Here is a 24441-nt window from a genome sequence, read left to right as displayed (position 1 = left end):
CAATGACACAAACGATACCGATTACGACGCATATGCCGCTATGGTTACAGAGCGGTCACTTGAACTATGCTGCGACAGCTGCGGCCATTATCCGATTGAGCCAGTGCACGGACATTTTGTTTGTCCCGAATGTAAAGTACCGACGAAATGTTGCGAAGGTGGACCTATTGCGGCCTAATATACACAAACAGCCAAAACAAGTACGCCTCGGTATATATGCCGGGGCGTTTGATCCTGTACATGCCGGGCATGTTGGTTTTGCCCTGCAGGCGCTGCAGGCGGCCAGCTTGGATGAAATAATATTTATGCCAGAACGTAGACCGCCACTTAAGCCAGGCGTTGAGCACTACGCACACCGTGTCGCCATGCTAAAGAAAGCCCTGAAGCCACACCCGAAACTAGCTGTGCTGGAAATGGTAGATAGGCAGTATAGCGTCAGTCGGACATTGCCGCAGCTAAGATCTCTGTTTCCACAGGCGCAACTGATATTTTTGATGGGATCTGACGCAGCATTGGACATGCCAGCCTGGCCGCATGTCCAACGTTTGCTGGAGGTTGCTGAGCTGGTTGTCGGCGTTCGGTCACAGCATCAGCACCAGACTGTAGCCAAGTCGGTACAAGCTTGGACTGTGCAGCCAAGGGCGCTAACGATTATTGATAGTTATGCGCCTGACGTATCGTCTGCCGTAATCCGCCAAGCGCTGCGTACTGGGCAATATGCGCAAGGCTTGCTGACAAGTGTCAGCCGCTACGCTCGCCAGGAATGGCTGTATGTATCGCCAGGCTCAATGAGCCGCTAAATCTAGGTGGCGGTAATTCTGTTTACTCGCACGGCACGTACGGGTCACGAAATGTGCGCCAGCAAATGGCACATTTCGCGCTTCCGATGTGCCTTAGCGCGAAAATACACTTACCAAGCCTACTATTCGGCAGGTGCCGGGGTTGTCTCGGCGGCTGGGGCTGTACTTGCAGCAGGCGCTGTTGCAGGTGGTGGTGTGCCGCCTTTTTTGACAATTTCGGCGTCGATTACTTTGCTGAATGCTTCAAGCGTTGGACTCGGGGTGCTGATCTTTTTGCCGTTCAAATAGAATGTCGGTGTGCTGTCGACGCCCAGACGGGTCGCTTCTCTCAGGTCAGCTTGCACGCGGTCATTAGTGGTCTTGCTCTTGTAGTCCTGGCGGAATTTTGTCAGATCCAAGCCAAGCCCAGAGGCGTAGTTGTCGAAGTTGCTTTGCGGATTTGAAGCGTCGAGCCAGGTGGAGTAATTTTTGCCTTGACTCTGGGCAATTTGCTGAGCGTAGTTTTCCTCATATAGTTTGTCATGCATTTCCCAGTATTTGCCTTGCAGGTCAGCTGCTTCGGCTGCCCGGGCGCCAGCTATGGCATTGGGATGAATCGAAAACAGGGGGAAATTGCGGAATTGGAACGATATGAGCGATCCATACTTTTCAACTACTTCTTTGACTGGAATATGATATCGTCCACAGGCTGGGCACTGGAAATCGCCGTACTCTACAAGTTTGACGTTCGCAGAAGCTGTTCCTTGGATGTGGTCGGTAAGTCCGCCCTTAGGACCTGACGGGGCTTCAGCTGTTTTATTGTTGCTGATAAAGAATATTCCCGTGAGCACCAGAGCAATAACAACTAGCAGTCCCAAAAAGCGTTTGTCCATAGCCTAAACCATCCTCCTCATATATTATCTATAGTATACACGGCTCGCTAGCGTTGTATACGCAGGAACCGGTATCCAGGGGGTATGTGACCACGCTATGTACGAATATATTTTAGGACTACTATTACTTTGTTTCGCGTTTTTGCTGTTAATGCTGCAAAAAACGTATTATTATTTTCCGGCCCGCGAACTCAAGCGCCAGGCCCGCAGCGGTGATAATGAGGCCGCAGCCATGTACCGGGCGGTGGCGTACGGCGCCAGCTTGCGTCTGTTACTGTGGTTCTTGATCGGGTTGGCGGTAGCAGGCAGCTTTTTGCTGCTCTCTGTCGTTGCTCCCGCCTGGTTGGTGTTTGTAGCCGTTACTGGAGCCGTATGGTATGGATTCGCTTGGATACCCAATGCCCGCGTCGGAAGCTTAGCGGTGCGTCTGGCGGTGCTGCTAACTCCGCTCCTTGCCTGGATTCTGTATTACACACATCCATTTCTGGACTTTATAACCCGGAACATAGAACATCATCGGCCAATTACGTTTCACACCGGCCTGTTTGAACGCGAAGATTTGATTGACCTCATCAAAAGCCAACGCGGTATCGCCGGCAGCCGGATATCGGACGCCGAGCTGGATATCGTCGAGCATGCACTAAGTTTTGGCGAGAAAACGGTGCAAAGCATCATGGTACCGCGCAGTCAGGTCCAAGTCGTCCGCGAACAAGATATGCTGGGACCAATTCTGATGGATGAATTATACGAAAGTGGTTTTTCGAGGTTCCCAGTAGTTGGTGCCGATGATCAAACGATTGCCGGCATAGTGTATTTAAAAGATCTTGTAGCCGATAAAAGTGGCGGTTCGGTCGCGGACAGTATGAAGCCAAGCGTACATTTCGTCCACGAGGATCAGACCTTGTACCAAGTGCTGCACGCCTTTCAAACTACCAAACAACACCTGTTCGCCGTCATCAATAGTGATGAAACGTATGTCGGCATTATAACGATCGAAGATGTGCTTGAGCAGGTAATTGGCCATAAAATTGATGATGACTTCGATAGTTATGAGGATAGGCGCGCCGTGGCTGCGGCCGGCAGCAAACACACCATACCGCTTTCGGAAGTGGTCGGTGAGACCTCAGGGAAATCTATTGACGAAACTGACACATTGCCAGCTGGTGACACGAACTAGTCGCCACGGCAGCTGATAAATGGTAGAATAACGGCGATGAGCACACAAACGAGAACTGTTACACAAGAAACACCGCAACATGTCGGTGAAAGTATTATTCTGAAAGGCTGGGTGCAGTCCAGGCGCGACCATGGCGGCCTGATATTTATCGATATCCGTGACCACACTGGACTCGCCCAATTGGTTATCCAGCCTGACACTGTAGAAGCATTTGCTACCGCCGAACAGCTGCGTGATGAATTCGTTATCAAAGCCGTCGGTGTTGTGCGAGCCCGTCAGGAACACCTCCAAAATCCGAATATTGCCAGCGGAACCATCGAAATAAAAGTCGATGCGCTGACTATTCTGAACCGTTCAGAACCGATGCCGATTCAAATCCACAGCGATGCCATGGCAAGCGAAGAGCTACGACTACGCTACCGATACCTTGATCTACGCCGCCCCAAAATGCAAAACATGCTGCGCTCGCGGGCCGCTATGTATAAGCGGATGCGGACCTACATGGACGAACGCGACTTTGTTGAAATAACCACGCCTGTACTGGCTAATTCCAGTCCAGAGGGCGCCCGTGACTTTTTGATTCCGTCACGTATCCATCCGGAAAAATTCTATGCTTTGCCGCAAGCTCCGCAACAGTTCAAGCAGCTGCTGATGGTTGGCGGCGTGCCACGCTACTATCAAATTGCCGCTTGTTTCCGCGATGAAGACCCCAGGGCTGATCGCCTGTACGGTGAATTCTACCAGCTTGACATGGAAATGGCATTTGCTGAAAGTGGCGAGGAAGTTCGTATGACCATTGAGCCGCTCATCAAGAGCCTGGTAACTGATTTTGCCGGTAAGCAGCTGCTGCATGAAGATATTCCACGGATAACCTACGACGATGCAATGAACCGCTACGGATCAGACAAGCCCGACCTTCGCTACAAGATGGAACTAATCGAATTGTCCGAAGAATTGAAAGACTCTGAATTTGGCGTGTTTGCTGGAGCTATTAAAAACGGAGGAACGGTAAAGGCGATCTGTGTCAAAGGCGCAGCTGTACTGAGCCGGTCTCAAATCGACCACTACACAGAAATTGCCAAACAAGAAGGCGCCGGCGGTCTGGCGTACCTGACGTTTGCGGACGGCGAAATCAAATCGCCGATTGCTAAATTTCTTAAACCGACTGAGCTTGATACTATCAAAGCTAAGCTTGGCGCTGAAGACGGTGACATCGTATTCTTCGGAGCGGATACACGCCAGGTTGTAAACAAAGTTCTCGGTAAGCTGCGCATTGAATTCGCGAATTACTTCAAACTAAAAGACCCAAACATTATCTCACTAGTTTGGATCGTCGATTTCCCATTCTATGAATGGGATGACAAAGCCCAGAAGGTTGACTTCGGCCACAACCCATTCTCGATGCCTCGAGGCGGCGTAGAGGGTCTTGATGTCGAAGATAAACTCAGCATCGTCGCCGACCAGTACGATATGGCCATGAACGGCTATGAAATTTGTTCGGGTGCCGTCCGAAACCACAACCCAGACATCATGTACAAGGCATTTGGCGCCTTAGGATATGACACAAACTACGTCGATGCGAAGTTCGGTGCCATGATTAATGCCTTCAAGTACGGTGCGCCGCCACACGCCGGTTGTGCCTTCGGTGTTGACCGTATGCTTATGGAACTGCAAAACGAAGAAAACGTTCGTGAGGTCGTGGCTTTCCCTAAAAACGGCTCCGGTATTGACACGATGATGAATTCTCCGAGCATCGTCGAAGCTGCTCAGCTCAAAGAACTGAGTATTCAAACAGTCGTAGAGGACTAATCCTGCGCTGGAGTGGTTGCTGTACTTTCCAGTGTCAGCGACTGCCAGACATACCAGCTAGCCACTGATTCATATGGGTGCCATTGATATTTCGTAGCAATTGTTGCCACATCAAGCGGCGTCGGCTGAGAGTCAAAGCCGTATAGATTACAGATACCATTCTTGATGCCTAGATCTCCCGTGGGTAGCACGTCAAGTCTGCCCATGCAAAATATGAGAAACATATGGACTGTCCACTCGCCAATACCTTTGACAGTAGTCAGCTCATTGACGATAGTGGCATTATCCCGCCTGTCGATGTTGTCAAAGTGCACCCGGCCGTCCAGGACATGCTGCGCCAGATCCTGTATGTAGGTGGCTTTGGCGCGTGACAGGCCAACCGCCCGAAATGTTTCGACATCATGAGCCAGGATTTGATCAGGCGTCGGGAACTGGCCATCAAACAAAGCTATAAAGCGGGCTTCGATAGCCGCAGCAGCTGCGAGGCTCAGCTGCTGACCTAAGATTGACTGTACCAGCTCCTGGTAATAGTTGGTGTGAGGCCGCAAGGTACAGAGGCCGATCTTCTGGATAATGGGTGCGAGTGTCGGATCATGAGCCGATAGGTAGAGGGCAGCTTCTTGTAGCGTTGATGGATTAGCTGTCGGGGTTGTTGGCATGTAGCCTAGTATATAGTGTTTTGCAATTGTGCAGTCAACCCCACATCTGGTAGGCTTAAGCTTATGAAGCAAAAACCTACGACCGTCACTGATACTCAGGCAAAATTATTACCGAAGCTGACCCTCGCTTTCTTTAGCCGGCCACGCATAACGGCGCTGCTTTGGATTGCGATTACATTATTCGGTATTGTCAGCTACACTACGCTGCTCAAACGCGACGGTTTTCCGAGTATTAGCATACCGATTGTTATCGTCAACGGTACGTACGGCGTCAATGATGCGGCGGTCGTCGACAAATCGCTTGCCGCACCGGTGACTTCGTTGGCATTAAAACAGCCAGGCGTAAAATCGGTTTCATCAGAGAGTGGGCCAAATTTTATGAGCCTTACCGTCCAGTATGACGAGAGCGTCCAAGCCGCAGATGCCAAACAGAAGTTGCAAACCGCAATTGATCAGAACAAAGACATACCGAGCAGCGCAAAACTTACACTCGGTGCTCCATATTTCGGCGTCACTGGCGGCTCGATTGAAAAAGTTGACGCGACAATATCTCTATATAGCACCGATCCTTCCGTAAACATTACTAGCCTAGTCAAAAAATCTCAGCAAGCCGCGGAGTATATGCAGGCCCGCAAACCTTCGCAGGTATCAAAATTTTCTGTTGCCAGCCCATTTCAGTCGGTATTAAATCCCGCTAATGGACAGACTGCGACCGTGCAGCGCAGTTTTGACCGTTTTGGGGAACGCGCAGGGGACAAAAATATATTCCATGAATCAGTCATCATAAATGTCGCAAGCGTACCTGGGGCAGATGTTATCAAACTCGATGACCAGATCCGAAAAGTTCTGGCCGATTACCAGGTAACGCCAGAAGCGCAAGGAATCCGCACGGCAGTGAGCGCCAGTTATGCTCCGTCGATCAAAGACAGTATTTCCGAATTACAGCGCGTACTGCTGGAGGGCTTGCTGGCGGTGCTTGTCATCGGCTCGATTGTTATCGCTGTCAGAGCCTCATTCATCACGGTCATATCGATGATTACGGTAATCGCCGCGACCGTTGCCGTGGTGTATCTTGTCGGCTATACGCTGAACGTCATTACGCTGTTTGCGCTCATTCTGGGCTTGGCGCTGATTGTTGACGACACGATTATCATGGTTGAAGCGATTGATAATGCCCGGCGGCGGACGACTGATAAACGGGCTGCAGTGGAAGAGGCAACGCGCAAAATCAGCCGCGCTATGGTTGCTGCTACCCTGACGGCTGCACTCAGTTTCGCACCGCTTATATTTGTCGGCGGCGTGCTGGGCAGTTTCATACGGGCAATACCGGTTACCATTATTTCAGCACTGCTAATTAGTTTGGTTGTTGCGCTTATCTTCATACCTTTGTTTGCGCGCTGGCTATTACTTGGCAAAAAACAAATGGGTCAAGGTAGAACGGCAGGCGGGGCCAACGCATTTGAAGCCCGTTTGGCAAAGGGAATTGTCCGACCGATGCTTTGGGCACGGCACTCCAGGCCCAAAGAATTCACGGTCGGCATTGCGGCTGTAGTTATCGGCCTAGCATTCGTACTTGGCGGAGGTTATGTTTTTCAAAAGGTTGAATTTAATATCTTTCCGCCGAGTAAAGACACTAACCAGCTTGCAGTAGCTATGACATTCCCTCCCGATACGTCAGTCGAACAGGCTGCTGCGATCGCATCCCGTGCTGATGATATTACGAGCCAGGTGCTGGGAGCGAATTTTGCTGAAGCCTCATACTATGGGATGGCCAATAACCGAACTGCGATGCTCAGTGTCGAATTGACGCCGTATAGCCAGCGCGAGGCAACTGCGCCGCAACTCGTCGACGCCCTTAAGGCGCGTTTCAAGGATTTCCCCGAAGCCCGGGTTACCGCCTATCCGCTTGATGTCGGCCCGCCATCGTCTGGATTTAAAATCGATATTACGGCAACCGACCGTCAGCAGGCAACCCGGCTTTCTCAAGATATGACTGAATACTTGAATGGCCGAAAACTGATGCGGCCGAGTGGCAAGGAGGCAACAATAACGGAAGTTTCCCTCAGTAACACCAGCGTCTACCAGCGATCTGGAGAACGGCAAATTCTATCAGTCACCGCTATGTTTGATGGCACTGACACGACGACGCTAACGACGCTCGCAAAAGCCGCCGTAAGTGATCATTACGACAATCAACGGCTCGCGGCGTACGGCCTTACGACCAGTGATATAAGCTTTGATCTCGGCCAGGAATCAGAAAATCAGGATTCCTTCAAAGCTCTCGCTGTCGCATTTCCACTGGTATTACTGGCAATATATATCCTGCTGTTCATACAGTTCCGGTCACTGCTGCAGCCGCTCCTCATATTTATGGCTTTGCCATTTAGTTTCTTCGGAATTGCGCTCGGACTTTACTTCACTAATAACGCCTTCAGCTTCTTCTCGATGCTCGGCTTCTTTGCACTGATCGGTCTCAGCATCAAAAATACGATTCTACTGACTGATTATGCTAACCAAGCCCGTCGAGCCGGACTCCCTGCGGTCGACGCAGCCGTCGCTGCACTCGGCGAGCGGTTCCGGCCGCTGGTTGCAACCAGCCTGACGGCAGTCGTGTCACTGATACCACTCGCGCTGACCAGTCCGTTTTGGCAAAGCCTGGCCGTTACGCTGATATTCGGACTGCTTTCCAGTACCTTCTTGGTCATTACAGTTTTCCCGTACTATTACCTCGGGGGCGAATACCTGCGAATGAAAATATCACGAAAGCTCTTTTTGGGCTGGCTGGCGCTGAATCTAGCGGTCTGCGTGGCGCTCGGAATGGTTATTGGTCCCGTTGCTGCCCTCATCGGCTTTGTGGTACTTAATGTTGCTCTTATAGCAACGGCAGTCATACGCCGCCGACAATCAGACGAACATCCAAATTCAATTAGGCTGTAAGCCCCACAAGCAATATGGGCAATATGTGTGACATGTAAAGCCTATACTGCTTATGTAGTTCTTGATATACTAGTCTGCATAAGGCCGTACAATTATGTCAGCAAAACAAAACAAAGATAGCTCAGTACCAGATTCAAACGTCACAACTGTAGCTGACGGCTCTGCTGGCGCGGCTGAATCAAATCTGGAGCGGCACGTCGATGCCATGATGGATACCAAATTGCCGGACGAACAGCCGATTACTCCGTCAGCGCCGCTTTTTACGGATATTGGTGCCCAGCCACCCGAACCAAAAACAGCTAGCACCGACACTGAACTACCAACAGAGGCGAATGCCGCACCGTCCGCACATGAAGTTGCCGATGCCGATCCACTCAGTGACCCAACTACCGATGCGCTCGTTGATGACATTCTGGTTCGCGAAAGTGACGAACTGCTGGCAGCCCGCGACGCTCGGCTGGAACAGCCTGCGGGCGGTTTATATGTGCGTCCGACTCTGGGAATGCGTATAAAAAGCTTTTTTGCTAGCTGGTGGCACAATAAGTATGCTCGTTACGGCACGATACTGCTGCTCGTAGTCGGGCTCGGCGGATTGGCCGCAATGCCAACAAGCCGTTATTACGCCATGAATGCAGTTGGCGTGCGCTCGGCGGCGTCACTGACTATACTCGATAAAACAACGCAGCAGCCACTCAAAAATGTAACTGTAAAGCTGGGTGAGCGTACGGCGAAGACAAACCAAGACGGTATCGTCAAGCTCAGCGAGTTGCCACTTGGCGTTCAGTCATTGGCCGTTAGTCAGGCTGGGTTCTCGACTATCAGCCGGACGGTTACGCTCGGCTGGGGCAGTAATCCTCTCGGCGAATTTAGCCTGGAGGCAGTTGGGCGGCAATTTCGCTTCAAGCTGACTGATTATCTGAGTAACAAACCCGTCAAGGATGCCGAGATAAGCCGTGGCGATGCCAATGCTCAGGCCGATAAAGCGGGTGAAATCGTGCTGACAATCGATCAGAACGAACCTGGCGATGCTAAAGCGACTATTCGTGCCGATGGCTACCGCAGCGAAGCAATCAATCTCGATAACGGTCAAAAACAAAGCCAGACTATCACCATGGTGCCCAGCCAAAAAGAAGTCTATATTACCAAACAAAGTGGTAAATACGACTTGTACAAAATAGATATCGATGGCAAGAACAAAGAAGTCCTACTGGCGGCCAGTGGCCATGAGGACAACGACATCGCAGTCGTGCAGCACGGCAGCGGCGACCAGGTCGCGTTGGTCTCGAGACGTGATACGACCAAAAACCAGGACGGTTATCCGCTACAGTCACTTACGATAGTTGACGTGTCTTCCGGGCGGGTGCTTAATCTTGATCGTTCGGAACGTATCCAAATCGTCGATTGGATCGGTGACCGTTTGGTGTACGTTAAAATCAAAGCTGGCACCAGTGCTGGCAATCCTGAACGATACCAACTCGTCTCATACGACTATCAGGCAGCTGCCCGAATCCAGCTGGCTAGCGCCAATTATTTTAACGATGTCCTGTCCGCAAAAGGCAATTTGTACTACGCAGCTTCGAACAATTATCAAGGCGGCAATTCACAGTTTGTCAAAATCTTGGCCGACAATACCGGCAAGCAAATTCTGCTCGATAAAACCGATGTTTGGAACATTGCCCGCACTTCATATGACATGCTGAACCTCTCAGTTATGCAGGGCACCTTTGGCTACAAAATCGGTGATCCGTCGGTCAAAAAATCAGCTGATAGTATGCCAGCTTTCAACGAAACGCGTTTTTATCTCGATGCGCCCGATGGTAAACGCTCTCTTTGGACGGAAACTCGTGACGGCAAGGGCGTGCTGATCGCTTACAATGCCAGCACCGGCAAAGACGTGACGCTCGCTTCACAGAGTGGTCTGACCTATCCAGTGCGTTGGCTCAATGACCGTACCATTGTCTACCGCGTCACAACCCCGTCTGAAACGGCAGATTATGCGATTAGCCTCGACGGCGGCGCCGCCAAAAAAATTGTTGATGTGACAGGTACGGCCGGGCTTGGCCGCTGGAATTACCGGTAGCACTGCTACGGACCCTACAATCCTCGTGTAGACTAAAAGTATGAATACCGAGACAATTCGTCTGTTCCAGCGAGAGCTACGAGCATATTATGACGATCACGGCCGACATGATATGCCATGGCGTCAGCCTGAAGCTGACAGTAGTTTCGATCCTTACAAAATACTGGTATCCGAGCTGATGCTGCAACAGACGCAGGTGCCGCGCGTCACACCAAAATATCTGGCGTTCATACATCGGTTTCCGTCAGTCAAGAGCCTGGCCGATGCAACGCTTCAAGACGTGCTGGAAATGTGGAGTGGTCTCGGCTATAATCGGCGAGCAAAATATCTGTGGACGGCCGCACACATGATAATCCGCGACTATGAACTCGTTTTCCCGGCTACTCGCGACGGTTTACTACAGCTGCCCGGTGTGGGGCCGAACACTGCCGGTGCGATCATGGCTTACGCTTACAATCAACCAGCCGTGTATGTCGAGACCAACATCCGGACAGTTATCATACATCACTTTTTCCCCAATGAAGTGGCCGTACCTGAGGCTGCGATACGAGATATCGTCACCGAAATAGTCGCAGATATAGACGGTGATACGTATATGTCGCCACGTGAATTTTATTGGGCTCTGATGGACTACGGTGCCTATCTGAAACAATCAGTCGGAAATCTTAACCAAGCCAGCGCCAGCTACAGCCGCCAATCTAGATTTGAAGGCTCGCGCCGGCAACTGCGCGGCAGGGTGATACGAATGCTGACAGCCGGGCCGCAGTCTAGTGCCGACATCATGGCTGCCATGCCAGATGCGCGGACCAAATCTGTCCTGACTGATCTGCAGACAGAAGGAATGATTGCGTATCATGCTAACCTGTATAGAATTGCCTGATATTTATGGCAACCGCACTAGTATTCGCACATTACCGACAGGTAGAGACTGTGCTAAAATACGAAGCGAAGAAAGGCGTCTAGCTCAAGGAAATAGTACAGCTTAGAAACTATGACAGATACACTGTTTTCTATTTCAGACTCCGCTGTCGCGCAACAACTTATAAGCGGCGCTGTCGGCGTATTGCCGACGGATACGGTGTACGGCATTGTCTGCCGTGCCGACGATCCGATTGCTGTCGCTCGGCTGTATGAGCTAAAGCACCGCGAGCATAAGCCCGGCACCGTTATCGCGGCAGACGTAGACCAATTAGTAGAGCTTGGCCTGAAACGCCGCTACCTGACACCGGTTATGCAGTACTGGCCGGGCGCCGTCAGTGTCGTCATTCCATCCTGGCATGAACTGGAATATTTGCATCAAGGCGTACAGAGTCTGGCGGTACGTATTCCGGCTATACCGAGCATACAGGATCTTTTGCGACAGACCGGTCCGCTGCTGACATCCAGCGCTAATCACCCCGGCCAACCGCCAGCCGTCAACGTGCCGCAGGCCCAGGATTATTTTGGGACTACCGTTGATTTTTATGTCGACGGCGGCGATGTCTCGGCCAACAAACCATCGACAATTATCCGGATCGTCGACGACGCTGTCGAGGTGCTGCGCAGCGGCGCTGTTACAATAAATTAATAATACTAATCAATTTAGGCGCACAAAGGGACAATACAATTATGACATTTGATGAATATCAAAAACAGGCGCTCACAACGGCGATATCCAATCCGGACCCCTTGATGGATACAACGATTTGGGCTATGGGTGTGGCCGGTGAAGCCGGCGAAGTCATCGAGAAATGGAAGAAAATTGTTGCTTACAAAAACGGTGAAATCACTGAAGAGGATCGTGCGGAACTTGGAAAAGAACTAGGCGACGTCGTCTGGTATATTGCCGTCTTAGCCGACAAGCTCGGACTGTCGTTCGATACGCTTATGGAGCAAAATCTGCAAAAACTGCTCGACCGCAAGCAGCGCGGCGTACAAAAAGGCGCTGGCGACAATCGATAATATCGGTCCTAGGATGCTCAGACTGCAAATTTTTGGCGCAGCCATTCATCGAGACTGCCACCACCACCGGCGCTGATGCACACAACGGTAGCCCCGGCGGCTCGTTGTGATTTGATTATCTGCTCTAGAGCAGTGTCCAGCGCTGCAGGTGTCGCTTTGGCCCGAGCCTTCTCGCTGAGCAGCCCGACGAGGTCGTTAGGGGATAGCAGCGGCAGCGTCTGATCCTCGCGGGCTAAATAACTCGGCACGATATAGACATGCTCGACATCGTCAAACAGCGTCCGTAGCTCATCCTTGATAAAATGCTGCCGGGTATTGTGCAAACCCTCGTAAACGACAATTACCGGATTGTCTCCGGCTACTTCCTGGGCAGTCTCGAGCGTACCGCGAATCTTTGGCGGCGTGTGGGCGTAGTCGCTATATAAATGCGGTATGATTTGTTCGAAGCGGCGTGAAACGCCGGGGAAGGCGTTTAAATGCGCCATAAGCTCATTTTGGGGAAGTCCGGTGATCAGCTGGACGGCGGCAGCGACTTGCCAGGCATCCTGACGGTTGACTTCACCAGGCAGATGCAGCTGTTCGTCGATAGCTGCATCTTCTTTGCCGACAATAAAGCGCTGTGGACTAGCGCTCAGACGAAGCTTGTCAAAATCTTCCTTCCACATGACAACTTCTGAACTCTGATCCACGAACTGTCGAAAGGCAGCTTGGTAGTTTTCAATAGTCGGATATATGTCATGGTGGTCATAGTCAACGCCCGTGATAACGGACATATATGGCTGAAAAGCTAGAAAATTTCGATCAAACTCATCAGCCTCATAGACAAAATACTGGCTGGCAGGGTCATAATGTCCCATTTCGCCAAATGATATTTTAGCGCCCACTGAATAGCTAGCTGGGATGCCTAACTGTGATAGCAGCCAGATCGCCATTGCCGTCGTGGTGGTTTTGCCGTGCGTACCGGCAATGGCTATGAGTTTGAGATTTTTGTCAGCCAGAATAACATTGAGCAATACATCACGCTTGCTAGTCCGTATATGCTCGGCATGGCAAAAGCGCAGCTCCGGAGCGTCCGGATTCTCGATTGCAACTGCCGACGAATACACAAACCAGTCAATCGGACGTTTGGCGTGGATCGCCTCGATTTGTTCGACAGTTTGTCCAATTTCAATATTTTCGATGCCATGATCACGCAGATAATGAATATACTGCGAATCTTGTTTGTCCGAGCCGGATACTGTATAGCCCGCCTGATGGGCAATCAGTGCCAGTGGGCCTAGTCCTGTGCCGCCAATGCCTGAAAAGAAAATATGCATAGACTTAAGTATTAATCATCATACGGTAAGTCGCAAGTGCCGGGTAAGAGCTAGCAGTAATAAATCCTAATCTCGAGAATTTCTCCATGAGCCTCGTCAACCTGTCCGCCCCTAAAATTTTTTATCTTTAGGGATAAAATAATTCTAAGGGCCGCCCCGCAGGTTGCCACTCAAGGTGGAAGTTCTTGAGATTCGGGTTAATGCGGGCCATTCAGGTATAATCATAACCAAGATGACAAAACATAAAGCAACTGCCTACATCGGCACATTAAAGGCCGCAAAACCCGTTTACTTCCTTACGGCCGCCGCCATAAGCAGTATTGTGTGCATCAATGGTCTTAGAACTAATAATTTGACGATGGTCACGCTTCGTTCCGATGTCTACCAGGCCGACAAAGATAATGGCGATGTTCGCGGTGCCCTGACAGAGTTACAACAATACGTCACCTCGCACATGAATACAGACCTGACGCCTGGCCGTAACGCCGTCTATCCGCCAATTCAACTGAAATACACCTATGAACGTCTTCAGGCCGCGAATAACAGTCAGCTGAGCAATGAACAGATATACAACGACGCTCAAAAGCATTGTGAAGGCCTCAATAGCACGGATTTTTCCGGCCGCAACCGTGTGCCGTGTATTCAGGAATATGTTTCGACGCATGGTGCGAATGCGCCGAAGACCATACCAGACAGCTTATATAAATATGATTTTGTCTCGCCTTCGTGGTCGCCTGATGTTGCTGGATGGAGCCTGCTTGCGACAATCACATTGCTGGTCACGTCCGTCGCTCTCTGGGTTGCGCGCCGACTGTTCATTCGCCGCTAAACATACAGCTACGGCTGGCGACATATTACAATTCAATACTGAGATATATCAGCTCTGCTGACATCAAGCGCCCACGAGTAATGCTACTAACCCATGCTGCTCACCGAGCTCCGCACAGTACGCGTTAGGCTATCTGGGTCTCGGTACGCTCAAATAAAATAGCTCCTCGTACGAGGAGCTATTTGTAACAGTTTGTTTATTATGGTTTTTTGATAGTAGGTGTTGTCGCAGGAGCTGGTGCTGTTGTCGTTGGAGCAGTGGTCGCAGGAGCGGTCGTTGATGGAGCCTGCTGTGTTGAGTTTTGGCTGGCTGTGCTACATGCCTGCTTGCCAGTGTTGTCTTTTTGGTATTTCGTGATAGCCTGTACGACTTGGCTGCTGTCCTGCAGATTCTCCCAGAAAATAACTTGATCGTTATTGATCAGCATTTGATCGTATGGAGCGTGCAGTTCACAACCGAGCTTAACGAGCGAAACATTGGTTGACGCGGTTGATGCCTGTGTGGTCGTGTCAGTGCTACCGTTCGTCTGAAGGTAGTAGATACCACGCAGGTCGACAGTTTTTGGATTAATGGAGTTCACTTTTCCGAAGTATACCTGGCCATTGTTCAAGAAGACTGCTTGGTATTTGTCCTTCAGTACAGCTTGCTGCTGTGAATTATTGCCGCCGAATCCTAGCATGATTATCGATGCGACAACCAAAGCGGTTGCAAAAAATAATAAAGCCACGGAACCGATCTTAAATAGCTTGTTGCCTGGTTGTTTGTGTAAATTACTAAAGCTACTACCAGTACTCGTCGCACTAGATACGTTGTTGCCCCTGTTCGCTGGCTGTGCCGGTGTAACAGGCGTATTTTGATTCATTCGGCCTCTAAAATCCATCGTGTGTGTACCTACCCCTACTTTATATCGAAACTTATTATGGTTACAGTATCCCTAGTGTAATACATTCGCTAGCACCAAGCAAGATTAGCCTCAAAGTGGAGCTAATCTGTAAGAAATGGTTGACAAGTAAAATCTCTCAAGAGTATTTTAGGGGTACTGAGGTGTTACGCCTTGGCCGACCTATCAACTAACGAGACAACCATAAGAGAGGGTAACTCACATGGCATACAAGCACACAAATTCGAAGGGTGTCACATATTATTTAAATTCCAAGAAGGTCACACTTCGCGGCGGCAAAGAACAGCCGATCTACTACTTCAGCAAGGACGAGCGCCCAGAAGCTGTCGACCTGCCTGATGGAAAAGTCGTCAAAGAAAACCCACGCAATGGATTCTTGACTGTCAGCAACAAGAAATAGCAAACTTTGCATTTAGAATAAAACCGGCCCATTGCGGCCGGTTTTATTGCGTAAACACCACCTCTCCGACCGCGCGCCAATCCTTAAATGGTATAAATTTCTGGTATAATTGACGCAGATGACAGACATAATACTCAATGTTAAAGATCTGCGGAAAATCTACGATGGCACTTCAGTTGTTGATGGCATAAGCTTTCAGGTCAAACGCGGCGAAATATTCGGTATTCTCGGGCCAAACGGTGCTGGCAAGACGACGACGCTGGAAATGATCGAGACAATGCGGCCGATTGACGGCGGCAGTATCACCATTGATGGTCTCGATGTCGCATCGCAGCCCGACAGCGTCAAACGGATCGTCGGCGTCCAGCCCCAGGCGCCAGCCTTTCAGGACAAGACAAAACTAACGGAGATTATCGAACTCTTTGGCGCAGCTTACGGCCAGAAGGTCAACGCCCGCGAATTTCTCGATGACGTACAGCTTGGCGAGAAATCAGATAGTTACGCCGAAAACCTCTCTGGCGGCCAGCGCCAGCGCCTCAGTATCGCGGCAGCACTCGTGCACAGCCCCAAAGTCTTTTTTATGGACGAACCAACCACCGGGCTTGATCCGCAGGCTCGTCGTAACCTGTGGGACTTAACTCAGGAAATCCGTGACAAAGGTGTAACGGTTGTTATGACGACGCATTATATGGACGAAGCGGAATTGCTCTGCGACCGAGTCGCTATCATGGATAAGGGTAAGATCATTGCCATCGATACGCCAAAAAATTTGATTCAGCAACTGTTGAAGCGCGGTTTCAAAAAGTCTCAACACGTCGAACAAGCTGATCTGGAAGACGTATTTATTGATTTAACGGGCAAAGCGCTCAGGGACTAATCGTAGCATTATGGACAAACTTCGGACTTCGCTTTTCACCGTCCTGGTATTTACCCGGCTCAACACCAGGCGCTTCTTTCGTGACCGGTTAGCCATCTTTTTCGGCATATTATTTCCACTTATTTTTCTATTTGTATTTGGCGGTATCTCCGGCGGCAACAGTTCACCGAATTTCCAGGTAGCGGTCATCAATCAATCGCAGAGTGAGTTTTCTAAGCAGTTCGTCAAAGACCTAGCTAAAAGCCAGGTTATCAAAATAGACGAAGCTGTCACATCGCAGGTCGAAGCAACCGACCGGATGGGCAAGGGCCAACTGGACGCAACTATTACCTTGCCAAAAGATTTCGGTCAGACAACATTGTGCGGTGCGTCTGCTGGTGCCGCCGAAGGCCGCCGTTCCGAATGCCCTACTGGTAAAGCCGTCGTGTCTTATACTCAAAACAATGCTCAAGCTGGGCAGGGACTGAGTACGGCGCTGCAAGGACAATTTGCCAAACTCAACCAGCAATTTACCGGCGTAAATCCGCCGCTCAGCGTCGAAACCAAGCAAACCAACCAAAAGAGTCTGACGCCATTTGACTATACCTTTGCCGGACTACTCGGCTTTGCCATTGTTGGTATGGGTATCTTCGGGCCTATCAACGTCTTTCCGGAACTCAAGAAGCAGGGAATTCTGCGTCGCCTGCACACAACGCCGCTTAAAGTCTGGCAGTACTTCCTAAGCACGATGATTGCTCAAGCAATTATCGGACTGGTCAGCCTGGCAGTTATGTTCGTTGTCGCCGTGTTGATCTTTGATCTCAATGTCATCGGCAATTACCTGGAAATTGTTCTGTTTCTTGTATTCAGTATTATTACTATTCTCGGCATCGGGCTGGCTATTGGCGGCTGGGCCAAGAACGAGCGTCAGGCGGCACCGCTGAGTAACATTGTCGTGTTCCCAATGCTGTTCCTGTCAGGTACGTTTTTCCCGCGCTTCGCCATGCCGGAATGGTTGCAGAATGTCTCGACTTTTTTGCCGTTAACACCCGTGATTGATGGTATTCGGTTACTGACGACTCAGGGTGCTCACTTGACTGACATCGGCGCACAGCTCGGTTTGATGGCTCTATGGACAATTGTAATCTACGCCGTCGCCTTCCGAGTATTCCGCTGGGAATAGCACTGGAGTCAAACATAAGTACCATTGCATAATTTGCTATTCTGTGGTATAAATAGATCATGACACTGCGTCATGAAAATCCTATAGAACCACCTGATTGCCCACTCAGAGACCCTGCCGAGCATCGACGAGATGCTTTGATAGACGGTGGCGGTTTTCCGCAGTACCTCGCAGATGCTTTGATTGAAGGCGATTTCCCCCAATATCGAACACCAACTCCTATGATCGATCGGCCACCTCGTGTACCACACCTCTCCCGCCGTGGCGGACGAGCATTCCCAGAGATTCCTGACAGTGCGGCTGACCTGAGCTGGAATGCGCCGCGCATAGAACTTACGCCCGAACAACAAGTGATGTTAGCCAGAGGTGCCGCAGCCGTACGGGATGTCGTCGCCGGCAAGGCGCGTTTGGATGCAGCTGGCGATCCTGATGAGTATCGTCACTTACTGGCACTGCAACGAGCTCACCGTGAGCGGCATCACCAGTAAAACAAAATAACCCATGTAGAATACGTAACAAACAGATTAGAATTGATGTAATGCAGCAATCCGCCAACTATTTAGATTTGCCCACACCATTTTTGGTACTGGCGCCGATGGACGATGTCACTGACACCGTGTTTCGAAGCATCATTGCGAGCTGTGCGCCACCAGATATGTACTTTACCGAATTTGTAAACGTTGATGGCCTCATGAGCGTCGGCCGCTCAAAACTGCTGAAAAAAGCCCGGTTTACGACTATCGACAGGCCGCTTATACTTCAATTATGGGGGCTGAAGCCAGACAATTTTGAAGCAGTAGCCAGACAAGTGGCGGATGGTACGCTGGCACGCGAATTCGGACTGCCTGAGGGAGTTAACTATGCCGGCATCGACCTCAATATGGGATGCCCCGCCAAGAGTGAGGTCAGTAACGGCACCTGTAGCGCCCTTATCAACAACCGCGAGCTGGCGTCAGCCATTATCGAGGCAACACAGCGCGGACTGGACGGCAAGCTGCCTCTGAGCGTCAAAACACGGGTCGGGTTCAATGCAGTTGACATGACATGGATCGAGTTTTTACTATCAAAACAGCTGGCAATGCTGACGGTCCATGGCCGAACACGTGCTCAAATGAGCAAGGTTCCTGCCGACTGGGAGCTGATCGGCCAAGCAAGGCAGCTGCGAAATCGTATTGCACCTGATACATTGATTGTTGGCAACGGCGACGTTCGGGACCACGCTCACGGCATGGAACTCGCGGAGCGATACGGCCTCGACGGTATCATGATCGGCCGCGGCGTATTCCATGATCCGTTTGTGTTTGCCGAGACGAGTCCGTGGCAGTCGTGGAGCCGTGACATGAAGATTGCACTATACCAGCGCCATGTCGAGCTATTCGCGGCCACCTGGAGAGACGGCGAACGCCCCGTCTATACGCTCAATAAATTTTGCAAAATATACATTAATGGCTTTGATGGCGCGCATGAGCTACGCGAGCAGTTGATGGCATCCGAGTCAACTGCGCAATTGCTGACATCGCTCCAGGCGCTCAGCAAGAACCGTTAACTGCCTAGATACGGTTCTGTGCATAGGACAGAGGCAGGTGGTAATTACAAGCCCAGTAATCTATAGTAGAGCTTATGATAACTGCCGATAATCTGTCCAAATCGTACCGCGGCAAAATTGCTGTTGATGATATGTCGTTCAAAGTGGAAACCGGCAAAGTTACTGGCTTCCTCGGGCCTAACGGCGCCGGTAAATCGACAACAATGCGCCTGATGCTCGGTCTCGATAGCGGCAAGGGTACGACCACCTATGACGGCAAACCGTTGGAGGCTTATGCACAACCATCCAAGGTTGTCGGTGTGTTACTTGAGGCCAAGGCCTTCCATCCGACACGTTCGGCCCGCAATCATCTCAAGGTGCTGGCAGACGCCGGCGGTATACCAAGTTCCCGCGTCAATGAAGTCCTCGACGTTGTAGGACTCGGCGAAGTTGCCAAAAAGGGACCTGGAAAGTTTTCGCTTGGCATGGCGCAGCGGCTCGGTATCGCAGCCGCAATTCTCGGTAAGCCCAAATACCTAATGCTTGACGAACCGGCTAACGGTCTTGATCCGGAAGGTATTGCTTGGCTCCGTAAATTCCTGCAGCAGTATGCTGACGAGGGCAACGCAGTCTTTGTGTCGAGCCATTTGCTGAGTGAAATGTCGCAGATGGCTGACAACATCATCGTCATCGGTAAGGGCAAACTGATTGCCAGTACTTCCATCAGTAAACTCATCAGTGGCAGTAGCCATAGTGCAGTCTTCGTGCGGGCGAGCGACAGCGCACGGCTTGAAGCAGCACTCCGCAGCCAAGACATTGTTTACGTCTCAGAAAACGGCGGCCTAAAAATAGAAGGAGCCAAGACTGACGATATTGGTCAACTAGCCTTCGGTGCCGGTATCACAGTTCTTGAGCTCGCCAACCATGCCGCGTCGCTCGAAGATGCTTTTCTAGAGTTGACGGCCAATGCCCAAGAATATAAAACACATCAGGATACCCCGTCCGCCGGCAAGGAGAAAACCACAATATGATTCCTGCAATCCGAGCTGAATTTCGTAAGCTGCTTACCGTTCGTTCAACGTACATTTTTTTGCTGATTTGCGCCGCAATAACTATATTTTATGCGTTTTATATCGAAGGATTTCGTCAGGCGTCGGGCGTCGCTTCTCCGGAAAAGTTGGCATCCGAAGTCGTCACGGTAGCCCAGGGTATAAGTTTGTTTGTTGCGCTTGCCGGCGTATTGCTCATGACTCATGAGTACCGCTATAGCACGATTTTATACTCTTTGACATCGGCCGCCAGTCGCAGCTACGTGCTGTTTGCAAAAATTCTGGTTGTATCTGTTTTTGCTATTGTCGTCACGGCGCTGGCTTGCAGTGCCGCGCCGTACCTGACGCAGTTGGGGCTGCACATGCGAGGCCTGTCACTCACACCGCAAGATTTTCCATTTGCAGAGCTGCTGCTTCGGTCCGTCTTGTTTGTATGGGGTTACTCCATGCTGGCACTTATCATCGCAACAATTGTCCGCAGCCAAGTTGGTGCTATCGCCGGTCTGTTTTTGGTGCCGGGCTTGGGTGAAATGCTGCTGAGTTTATTACTGAAGGACGATGCCAAATATTTGCCATTTAGTACGCTCGGTAGCGTACTCCAGCAAAATCCTCAAAGTTACCCCAATGCGCTCGTCGTGCTGCTTGCCTACATTGCCGCCGGCTGGCTGATAGCCTGGCTGCTGTTTGTACGTCGCGACGCCAATTGATACATCACGGCGCCGCTTCGTACGAGCTTTGGACGTATAAATATATGTTGCGACAAGAGCTTTGCCACATAGCGATCCCTAATCATGCGTGCTCATAGCTGTAGATAGACAGCAAACATTACTGCAAATGTGCAAGCAACTCTTATTTCTTGGGTTTTTTGTAGTTGGGTTTTGGCATGAACTCATATTTCATGCCGCTGGTTTTTGATTTTTTCATTGTTGTTTGTGTTAAATGTTTACTCAGTTATCATAGCATATGCATCATGAAAGGTATAGAACAGACTTATTGTCTAAAAGCCTTTTATGATTACTTCAGCAATTTTTAATTATTGCATACTATACTTTCGCTCAGTCAATATATGTCATGTCGACAACAGCATCGGCATACCGTACATACATTGGCCTAAAAGATGACGCTACGGTTTGTACAGAATTCGACGATCCGCGGTTTACCAGCTGCATTAATTTAGTTGAATGGCTGAATGTACATGTTATGAACATATATACATAAACATAACTGATAGTTTACAAGGTAAAGTAAAATATCTTATTGAAATAAAAACAACTACTTGATATTATTACGACATTGTGATATTATAGTAATATTGGAATGAGACGTATTAAGTATGCAGCACATATGTTGCTGACATGCATAACAATGGAGTTACCGGACATGCAACACAGCCCGACTATATCAGTAATAGTTCCGACATTGAATGAAGCAGACAATATCGTCGAGCTCTGTAACCGCATACACCGTAATTTAACGGAGGCGGGACTTGCTTACGAACTGCTTATTATCGATGATCACTCGACAGACGATACGCTGAGTCGCGCCTACACTTCCGATGCTAAGCCATGGCTGCGCACGCTGACAAAAGCTGGCAAGCCAGGCAAGGCCTACTCGCTGCTGGAAGGTTTTGATGAGGCTTCGGCGCCATTACTTCTCATGATTGACGCTGACTTGCAGTACCCACCCGAAGCGATTGCTCCTATGTATGAGCTGCTGCAGTCCACAAACGCTGATGTCGTTGTCAGTGAACGCCATACTAATGACACGAGCGTGCTGCGTAAGTTAAGCTCAAAAGTCTTCAATTTCATTTTTGCTCAGATGCTGTTCGGTATTCGCTTTGACACGCAGTCAGGCTTAAAGCTATTCCGCAAAGACATTTTGAAGAATTTCGAACTGACGCCGTCACCATGGAGCTTCGATTTGGAGTTTTTGGTTAAGTCACTCGAAAACCACCGCCGAATCTTGTCTTATCCAATTCCGTTTTCAGAACGCCAAAACGGGCTGACGAAGGTCAAAGTATTAAATGTTGCTTTTGAACTGGCAAAAGCCTCAGTTGTACTGCGGGCCAACACTTCGATCCGCTCACTGCGGTCTGGAAGACGCTCCAACATGCATTTCGTGCGACAATCGCTGGCTGCAGTCGTCGTCGGCTTGTCTGTCGCCATCAGTGGACTTAATCCGCAAACTGCCTTTGCAGATTTAAATCAAATCAGCCCGATCGCTACTGTCCAAAATGTCGTAGCCGAGACAGTAGAGCAGGCACCAATTGCAGCTGTCGACGTACCAGTACCGGCTACGGTCGCTCCAGCGCTACCAGCTGTCACGGTGCCGGAACCAACAAATACCGGTACTGCCAGTATATTGCCACAGTCTGTTGGTGCTGCACCGATGATCGATGTGCTACCCGTAGAACACGTAAGTAGCAACAACCCGCTTGTGCCAGTAAGTCCGGTTCAGTCCGCTCCTGTAGCCCAGATAATTACTCAACCGGTCGCGGCTGCTACTAACGCAGTTCAGCCGGTTCAGTCGCAGAATTCACGGCCCACTTCGACTGCACAGGTAGCTGTTTCACAGCAACCTGCACGCCAAAACTACATGATCCAGACGCAAAGCGCCTTGAATGTATCTGGTACGTCAAATGAATCGCCGGTACTTATGCAATCCGCAAGCAATGTTCGTCCAACCGACGTGCCTGCCTATGGTCCTGCAACCGCCATTCGCCAGTCTGGTGTATATACTGCCATCAAATCAATGGGTCTACCGCAAATATTGGTGTTTAGTTTGATATTTACTGGTTTAGCCAGTATTCTAACCATATACGTTTTGTACTTCAAGAATCGAACATTTTCAGTTCAACCGATTGTTGCCAAGAAATAAGCTATAAATTATGAACACTTCCAAGAAATTACTACTTATTCCAATTGTAGGCTTACTCCTTACTGTGTCAGCGTCGCTTGTGTATACGAAGTATAATAATGCCACACGATCTGATGCACCGATCGTTTACTCCGAGAAAGCTATGCTGAACGAACTCTGGGCTGATTATAAAGTCAATAATATTGAGCCAAATTCAAACAGGACGATTGATAAGTCACAAAACAATATTACGACTTCTGAGGGCCAGAGCTATACGATGCTACGGGCCGTTTGGCAGGATGATCGGACCACGTTTGATGAAAGTTGGGAATTTACTAAAAACAATATGCAACGGCCGCAGGACAATCTGTTTTCCTGGAAATATGGTCAAAAGTTGGACGGATCATACGGTATTCTGACTGATATTGGTGGTCAAAACACGGCATCTGATGCCGACGCTGACATTGCGCTGAGCCTCATGATGGCCTACAGTCGCTGGAACGATGCAAAATATCTTTACCAGGCCAAGCAAATCATCACTAGTATTTGGAATGAAGAGGTCGTAATGGTAGCTGGCAAGCCTGTCATGACGGCCGACGACCTTGAGAAAAACGCTGAAACTGAAGTCGTCGTCAATCCGTCATATTTTGCACCGTCCAGCTATAAATTATTTGCAAAAGTTGACCCTAGCCATGACTGGACCGGGCTGGCCGATCATTCGTATGACCTGCTCAATCAACTCAGCGAGGATACACTCGGTAGCACCACCAGCAGTAAACTGCCACCGAACTGGATTAAGATGAATATCGAAACTGGCGCATTCGTGCCTGCCACGCAGGCCGGCCTCGATACCAATTACGGCTTCGACGCGCTACGTATTCCATTCCGTATGGCACTCGACTACGCCTGGAACAAGGATGAACGAGCAAAGATCGTCCTGCAGCACTTTGGGTTTCTGGACAGCGAGTGGCAGTCAGACAACAAGCTCCAAGCTATCTACGCCCACGACGGCACAGTTGTCGGGAATTATGAAACACCCGCTATGTACGGTGGGTCAATTGGCTACTTCAAGCTGGTTCAGCCAGAGGCTGCAAAAGAAATATATCAGCAAAAACTACAGACCCTCTACAATCCCGACACCCAGAAAGCTCGAACTAACCTGAGTTACTACGATAGTAACTGGGCGTGGTTTGGCATAGCCCTGATGACTGATAATTTACCGAATTTAGCCCTTGAAAACTATTAAGGAAA

General features: G+C 50.0%; 22 protein-coding genes. 18 read left to right on the top strand and 4 right to left on the bottom strand.

Translation table 11 applies throughout. The annotated features are described in order from the left end of the window. The first annotated feature begins 2 nt into the window (after positions 1 to 2). Entirely contained in the window at positions 3 to 800 is a 798-nt protein-coding gene (nadD, locus tag VF575_04675; protein HEX8182865.1) for a nicotinate (nicotinamide) nucleotide adenylyltransferase, read from the top strand. 122 nt (positions 801 to 922) lie between these two features. Here the strand turns inward: nadD and VF575_04670 are convergent, their stop codons facing one another. Further along, positions 923 to 1672, bottom strand: coding sequence for a thioredoxin domain-containing protein (locus tag VF575_04670; GenBank protein ID HEX8182864.1), 750 nt, complete (start codon positions 1670 to 1672; stop codon positions 923 to 925). A 97-nt stretch (positions 1673 to 1769) separates the two neighbouring features. Between VF575_04670 and VF575_04665 the strand changes: the two genes are divergently transcribed. Together VF575_04665 and aspS are read left to right on the top strand one after the other, a co-directional pair. Further along, a complete protein-coding gene (locus VF575_04665; protein HEX8182863.1) occupies positions 1770 to 2849 on the top strand; it encodes a CBS domain-containing protein in 1080 nt (359 codons plus the stop codon). Between the two features lie 36 nt (positions 2850 to 2885). Next, on the top strand, positions 2886 to 4658 hold the full coding sequence (gene aspS / locus VF575_04660) for an aspartate--tRNA ligase (GenBank protein ID HEX8182862.1): 1773 nt from the start codon (positions 2886 to 2888) through the stop codon (positions 4656 to 4658). Here aspS and VF575_04655 read toward each other — a convergent pair. Then, positions 4655 to 5317: a hypothetical protein gene (locus tag VF575_04655; GenBank protein ID HEX8182861.1), complete on the bottom strand. Its 663-nt coding sequence runs from the start codon at positions 5315 to 5317 to the stop codon at positions 4655 to 4657. The two genes, aspS and VF575_04655, sit on opposite strands and share 4 nt — an antisense overlap. A gap of 63 nt (positions 5318 to 5380) precedes the next feature. On the opposite strand from VF575_04655, the gene VF575_04650 reads away from it, so the two are divergent. The 5 genes from VF575_04650 (at position 5381) to VF575_04630 (ending at position 12275) form a co-directional block, all read left to right on the top strand. Next, on the top strand, positions 5381 to 8254 hold the full coding sequence (locus VF575_04650) for an efflux RND transporter permease subunit (GenBank protein ID HEX8182860.1): 2874 nt from the start codon (positions 5381 to 5383) through the stop codon (positions 8252 to 8254). A 94-nt stretch (positions 8255 to 8348) separates the two neighbouring features. After that, the gene (locus VF575_04645) at positions 8349 to 10334 is read left to right on the top strand and encodes a hypothetical protein (protein HEX8182859.1); all 1986 of its coding nucleotides are present in this window, start codon (positions 8349 to 8351) and stop codon (positions 10332 to 10334) included. A 40-nt stretch (positions 10335 to 10374) separates the two neighbouring features. Next, a complete protein-coding gene (locus VF575_04640; GenBank protein ID HEX8182858.1) occupies positions 10375 to 11214 on the top strand; it encodes a hypothetical protein in 840 nt (279 codons plus the stop codon). A 111-nt stretch (positions 11215 to 11325) separates the two neighbouring features. After that, positions 11326 to 11901 carry an L-threonylcarbamoyladenylate synthase gene (locus tag VF575_04635; protein ID HEX8182857.1) on the top strand — a complete coding sequence of 192 codons (576 nt, stop codon included), beginning with the start codon at positions 11326 to 11328 and terminating at the stop codon, positions 11899 to 11901. Positions 11902 to 11942: 41 nt separating this feature from the next. Further along, on the top strand, positions 11943 to 12275 hold the full coding sequence (locus VF575_04630; protein ID HEX8182856.1) for a nucleoside triphosphate pyrophosphohydrolase family protein: 333 nt from the start codon (positions 11943 to 11945) through the stop codon (positions 12273 to 12275). A 17-nt stretch (positions 12276 to 12292) separates the two neighbouring features. On the opposite strand, the gene VF575_04625 is transcribed toward VF575_04630, so the two are convergent. Then, a complete protein-coding gene (locus tag VF575_04625) occupies positions 12293 to 13591 on the bottom strand; it encodes a Mur ligase domain-containing protein (protein HEX8182855.1) in 1299 nt (432 codons plus the stop codon). Between the two features lie 232 nt (positions 13592 to 13823). Here VF575_04625 and VF575_04620 point away from each other — a divergent pair, with 232 nt between their 5' ends. After that, the gene (locus VF575_04620; GenBank protein HEX8182854.1) at positions 13824 to 14420 is read left to right on the top strand and encodes a hypothetical protein; all 597 of its coding nucleotides are present in this window, start codon (positions 13824 to 13826) and stop codon (positions 14418 to 14420) included. Between the two features lie 199 nt (positions 14421 to 14619). Here VF575_04620 and VF575_04615 read toward each other — a convergent pair whose 3' ends face one another. After that, the gene (locus tag VF575_04615) at positions 14620 to 15300 is read right to left on the bottom strand and encodes a hypothetical protein (protein HEX8182853.1); all 681 of its coding nucleotides are present in this window, start codon (positions 15298 to 15300) and stop codon (positions 14620 to 14622) included. A 223-nt stretch (positions 15301 to 15523) separates the two neighbouring features. On the opposite strand from VF575_04615, the gene VF575_04610 reads away from it, so the two are divergent. The 9 genes from VF575_04610 to VF575_04570 all read left to right on the top strand — a co-directional run bounded on the left by VF575_04610 (position 15524) and on the right by VF575_04570 (position 24436). Further along, positions 15524 to 15721, top strand: a complete 198-nt coding sequence (locus VF575_04610) for a hypothetical protein (GenBank protein HEX8182852.1) — start codon at positions 15524 to 15526, stop codon at positions 15719 to 15721. 118 nt (positions 15722 to 15839) lie between these two features. Further along, positions 15840 to 16598: an ABC transporter ATP-binding protein gene (locus VF575_04605; GenBank protein ID HEX8182851.1), complete on the top strand. Its 759-nt coding sequence runs from the start codon at positions 15840 to 15842 to the stop codon at positions 16596 to 16598. A 10-nt stretch (positions 16599 to 16608) separates the two neighbouring features. After that, positions 16609 to 17760, top strand: coding sequence for an ABC transporter permease (locus VF575_04600; GenBank protein HEX8182850.1), 1152 nt, complete (start codon positions 16609 to 16611; stop codon positions 17758 to 17760). A gap of 59 nt (positions 17761 to 17819) precedes the next feature. Further along, positions 17820 to 18248: a hypothetical protein gene (locus VF575_04595; protein ID HEX8182849.1), complete on the top strand. Its 429-nt coding sequence runs from the start codon at positions 17820 to 17822 to the stop codon at positions 18246 to 18248. Positions 18249 to 18298: 50 nt separating this feature from the next. Then, the gene (locus VF575_04590) at positions 18299 to 19306 is read left to right on the top strand and encodes a tRNA-dihydrouridine synthase (protein HEX8182848.1); all 1008 of its coding nucleotides are present in this window, start codon (positions 18299 to 18301) and stop codon (positions 19304 to 19306) included. Positions 19307 to 19380: 74 nt separating this feature from the next. Continuing rightward, complete coding sequence (locus VF575_04585; protein ID HEX8182847.1) at positions 19381 to 20316, top strand: ATP-binding cassette domain-containing protein; 936 nt, start codon at positions 19381 to 19383, stop codon at positions 20314 to 20316. After that, positions 20313 to 21041 (top strand): ABC transporter permease, encoded by a 729-nt coding sequence (locus VF575_04580; protein ID HEX8182846.1) that lies wholly within the window; start codon positions 20313 to 20315, stop codon positions 21039 to 21041. Before VF575_04585 ends, VF575_04580 begins: the two co-directional genes overlap by 4 nt. 610 nt (positions 21042 to 21651) lie before the next feature. Beyond that, the gene (locus VF575_04575) at positions 21652 to 23211 is read left to right on the top strand and encodes a glycosyltransferase (GenBank protein ID HEX8182845.1); all 1560 of its coding nucleotides are present in this window, start codon (positions 21652 to 21654) and stop codon (positions 23209 to 23211) included. 10 nt (positions 23212 to 23221) lie between these two features. Further along, a complete protein-coding gene (locus tag VF575_04570) occupies positions 23222 to 24436 on the top strand; it encodes a glycosyl hydrolase family 8 (GenBank protein ID HEX8182844.1) in 1215 nt (404 codons plus the stop codon). Positions 24437 to 24441 lie beyond the last annotated feature (5 nt).

The organism is Candidatus Saccharimonadales bacterium, assembly GCA_036388415.1.
Taxonomy (GTDB): Bacteria; Patescibacteriota; Saccharimonadia; order Saccharimonadales; family UBA4665; genus UBA4665.
The sequence above is the reverse complement of the archived record's forward strand: the minus strand, read 5'-3'. Positions and strand labels throughout refer to the sequence as shown.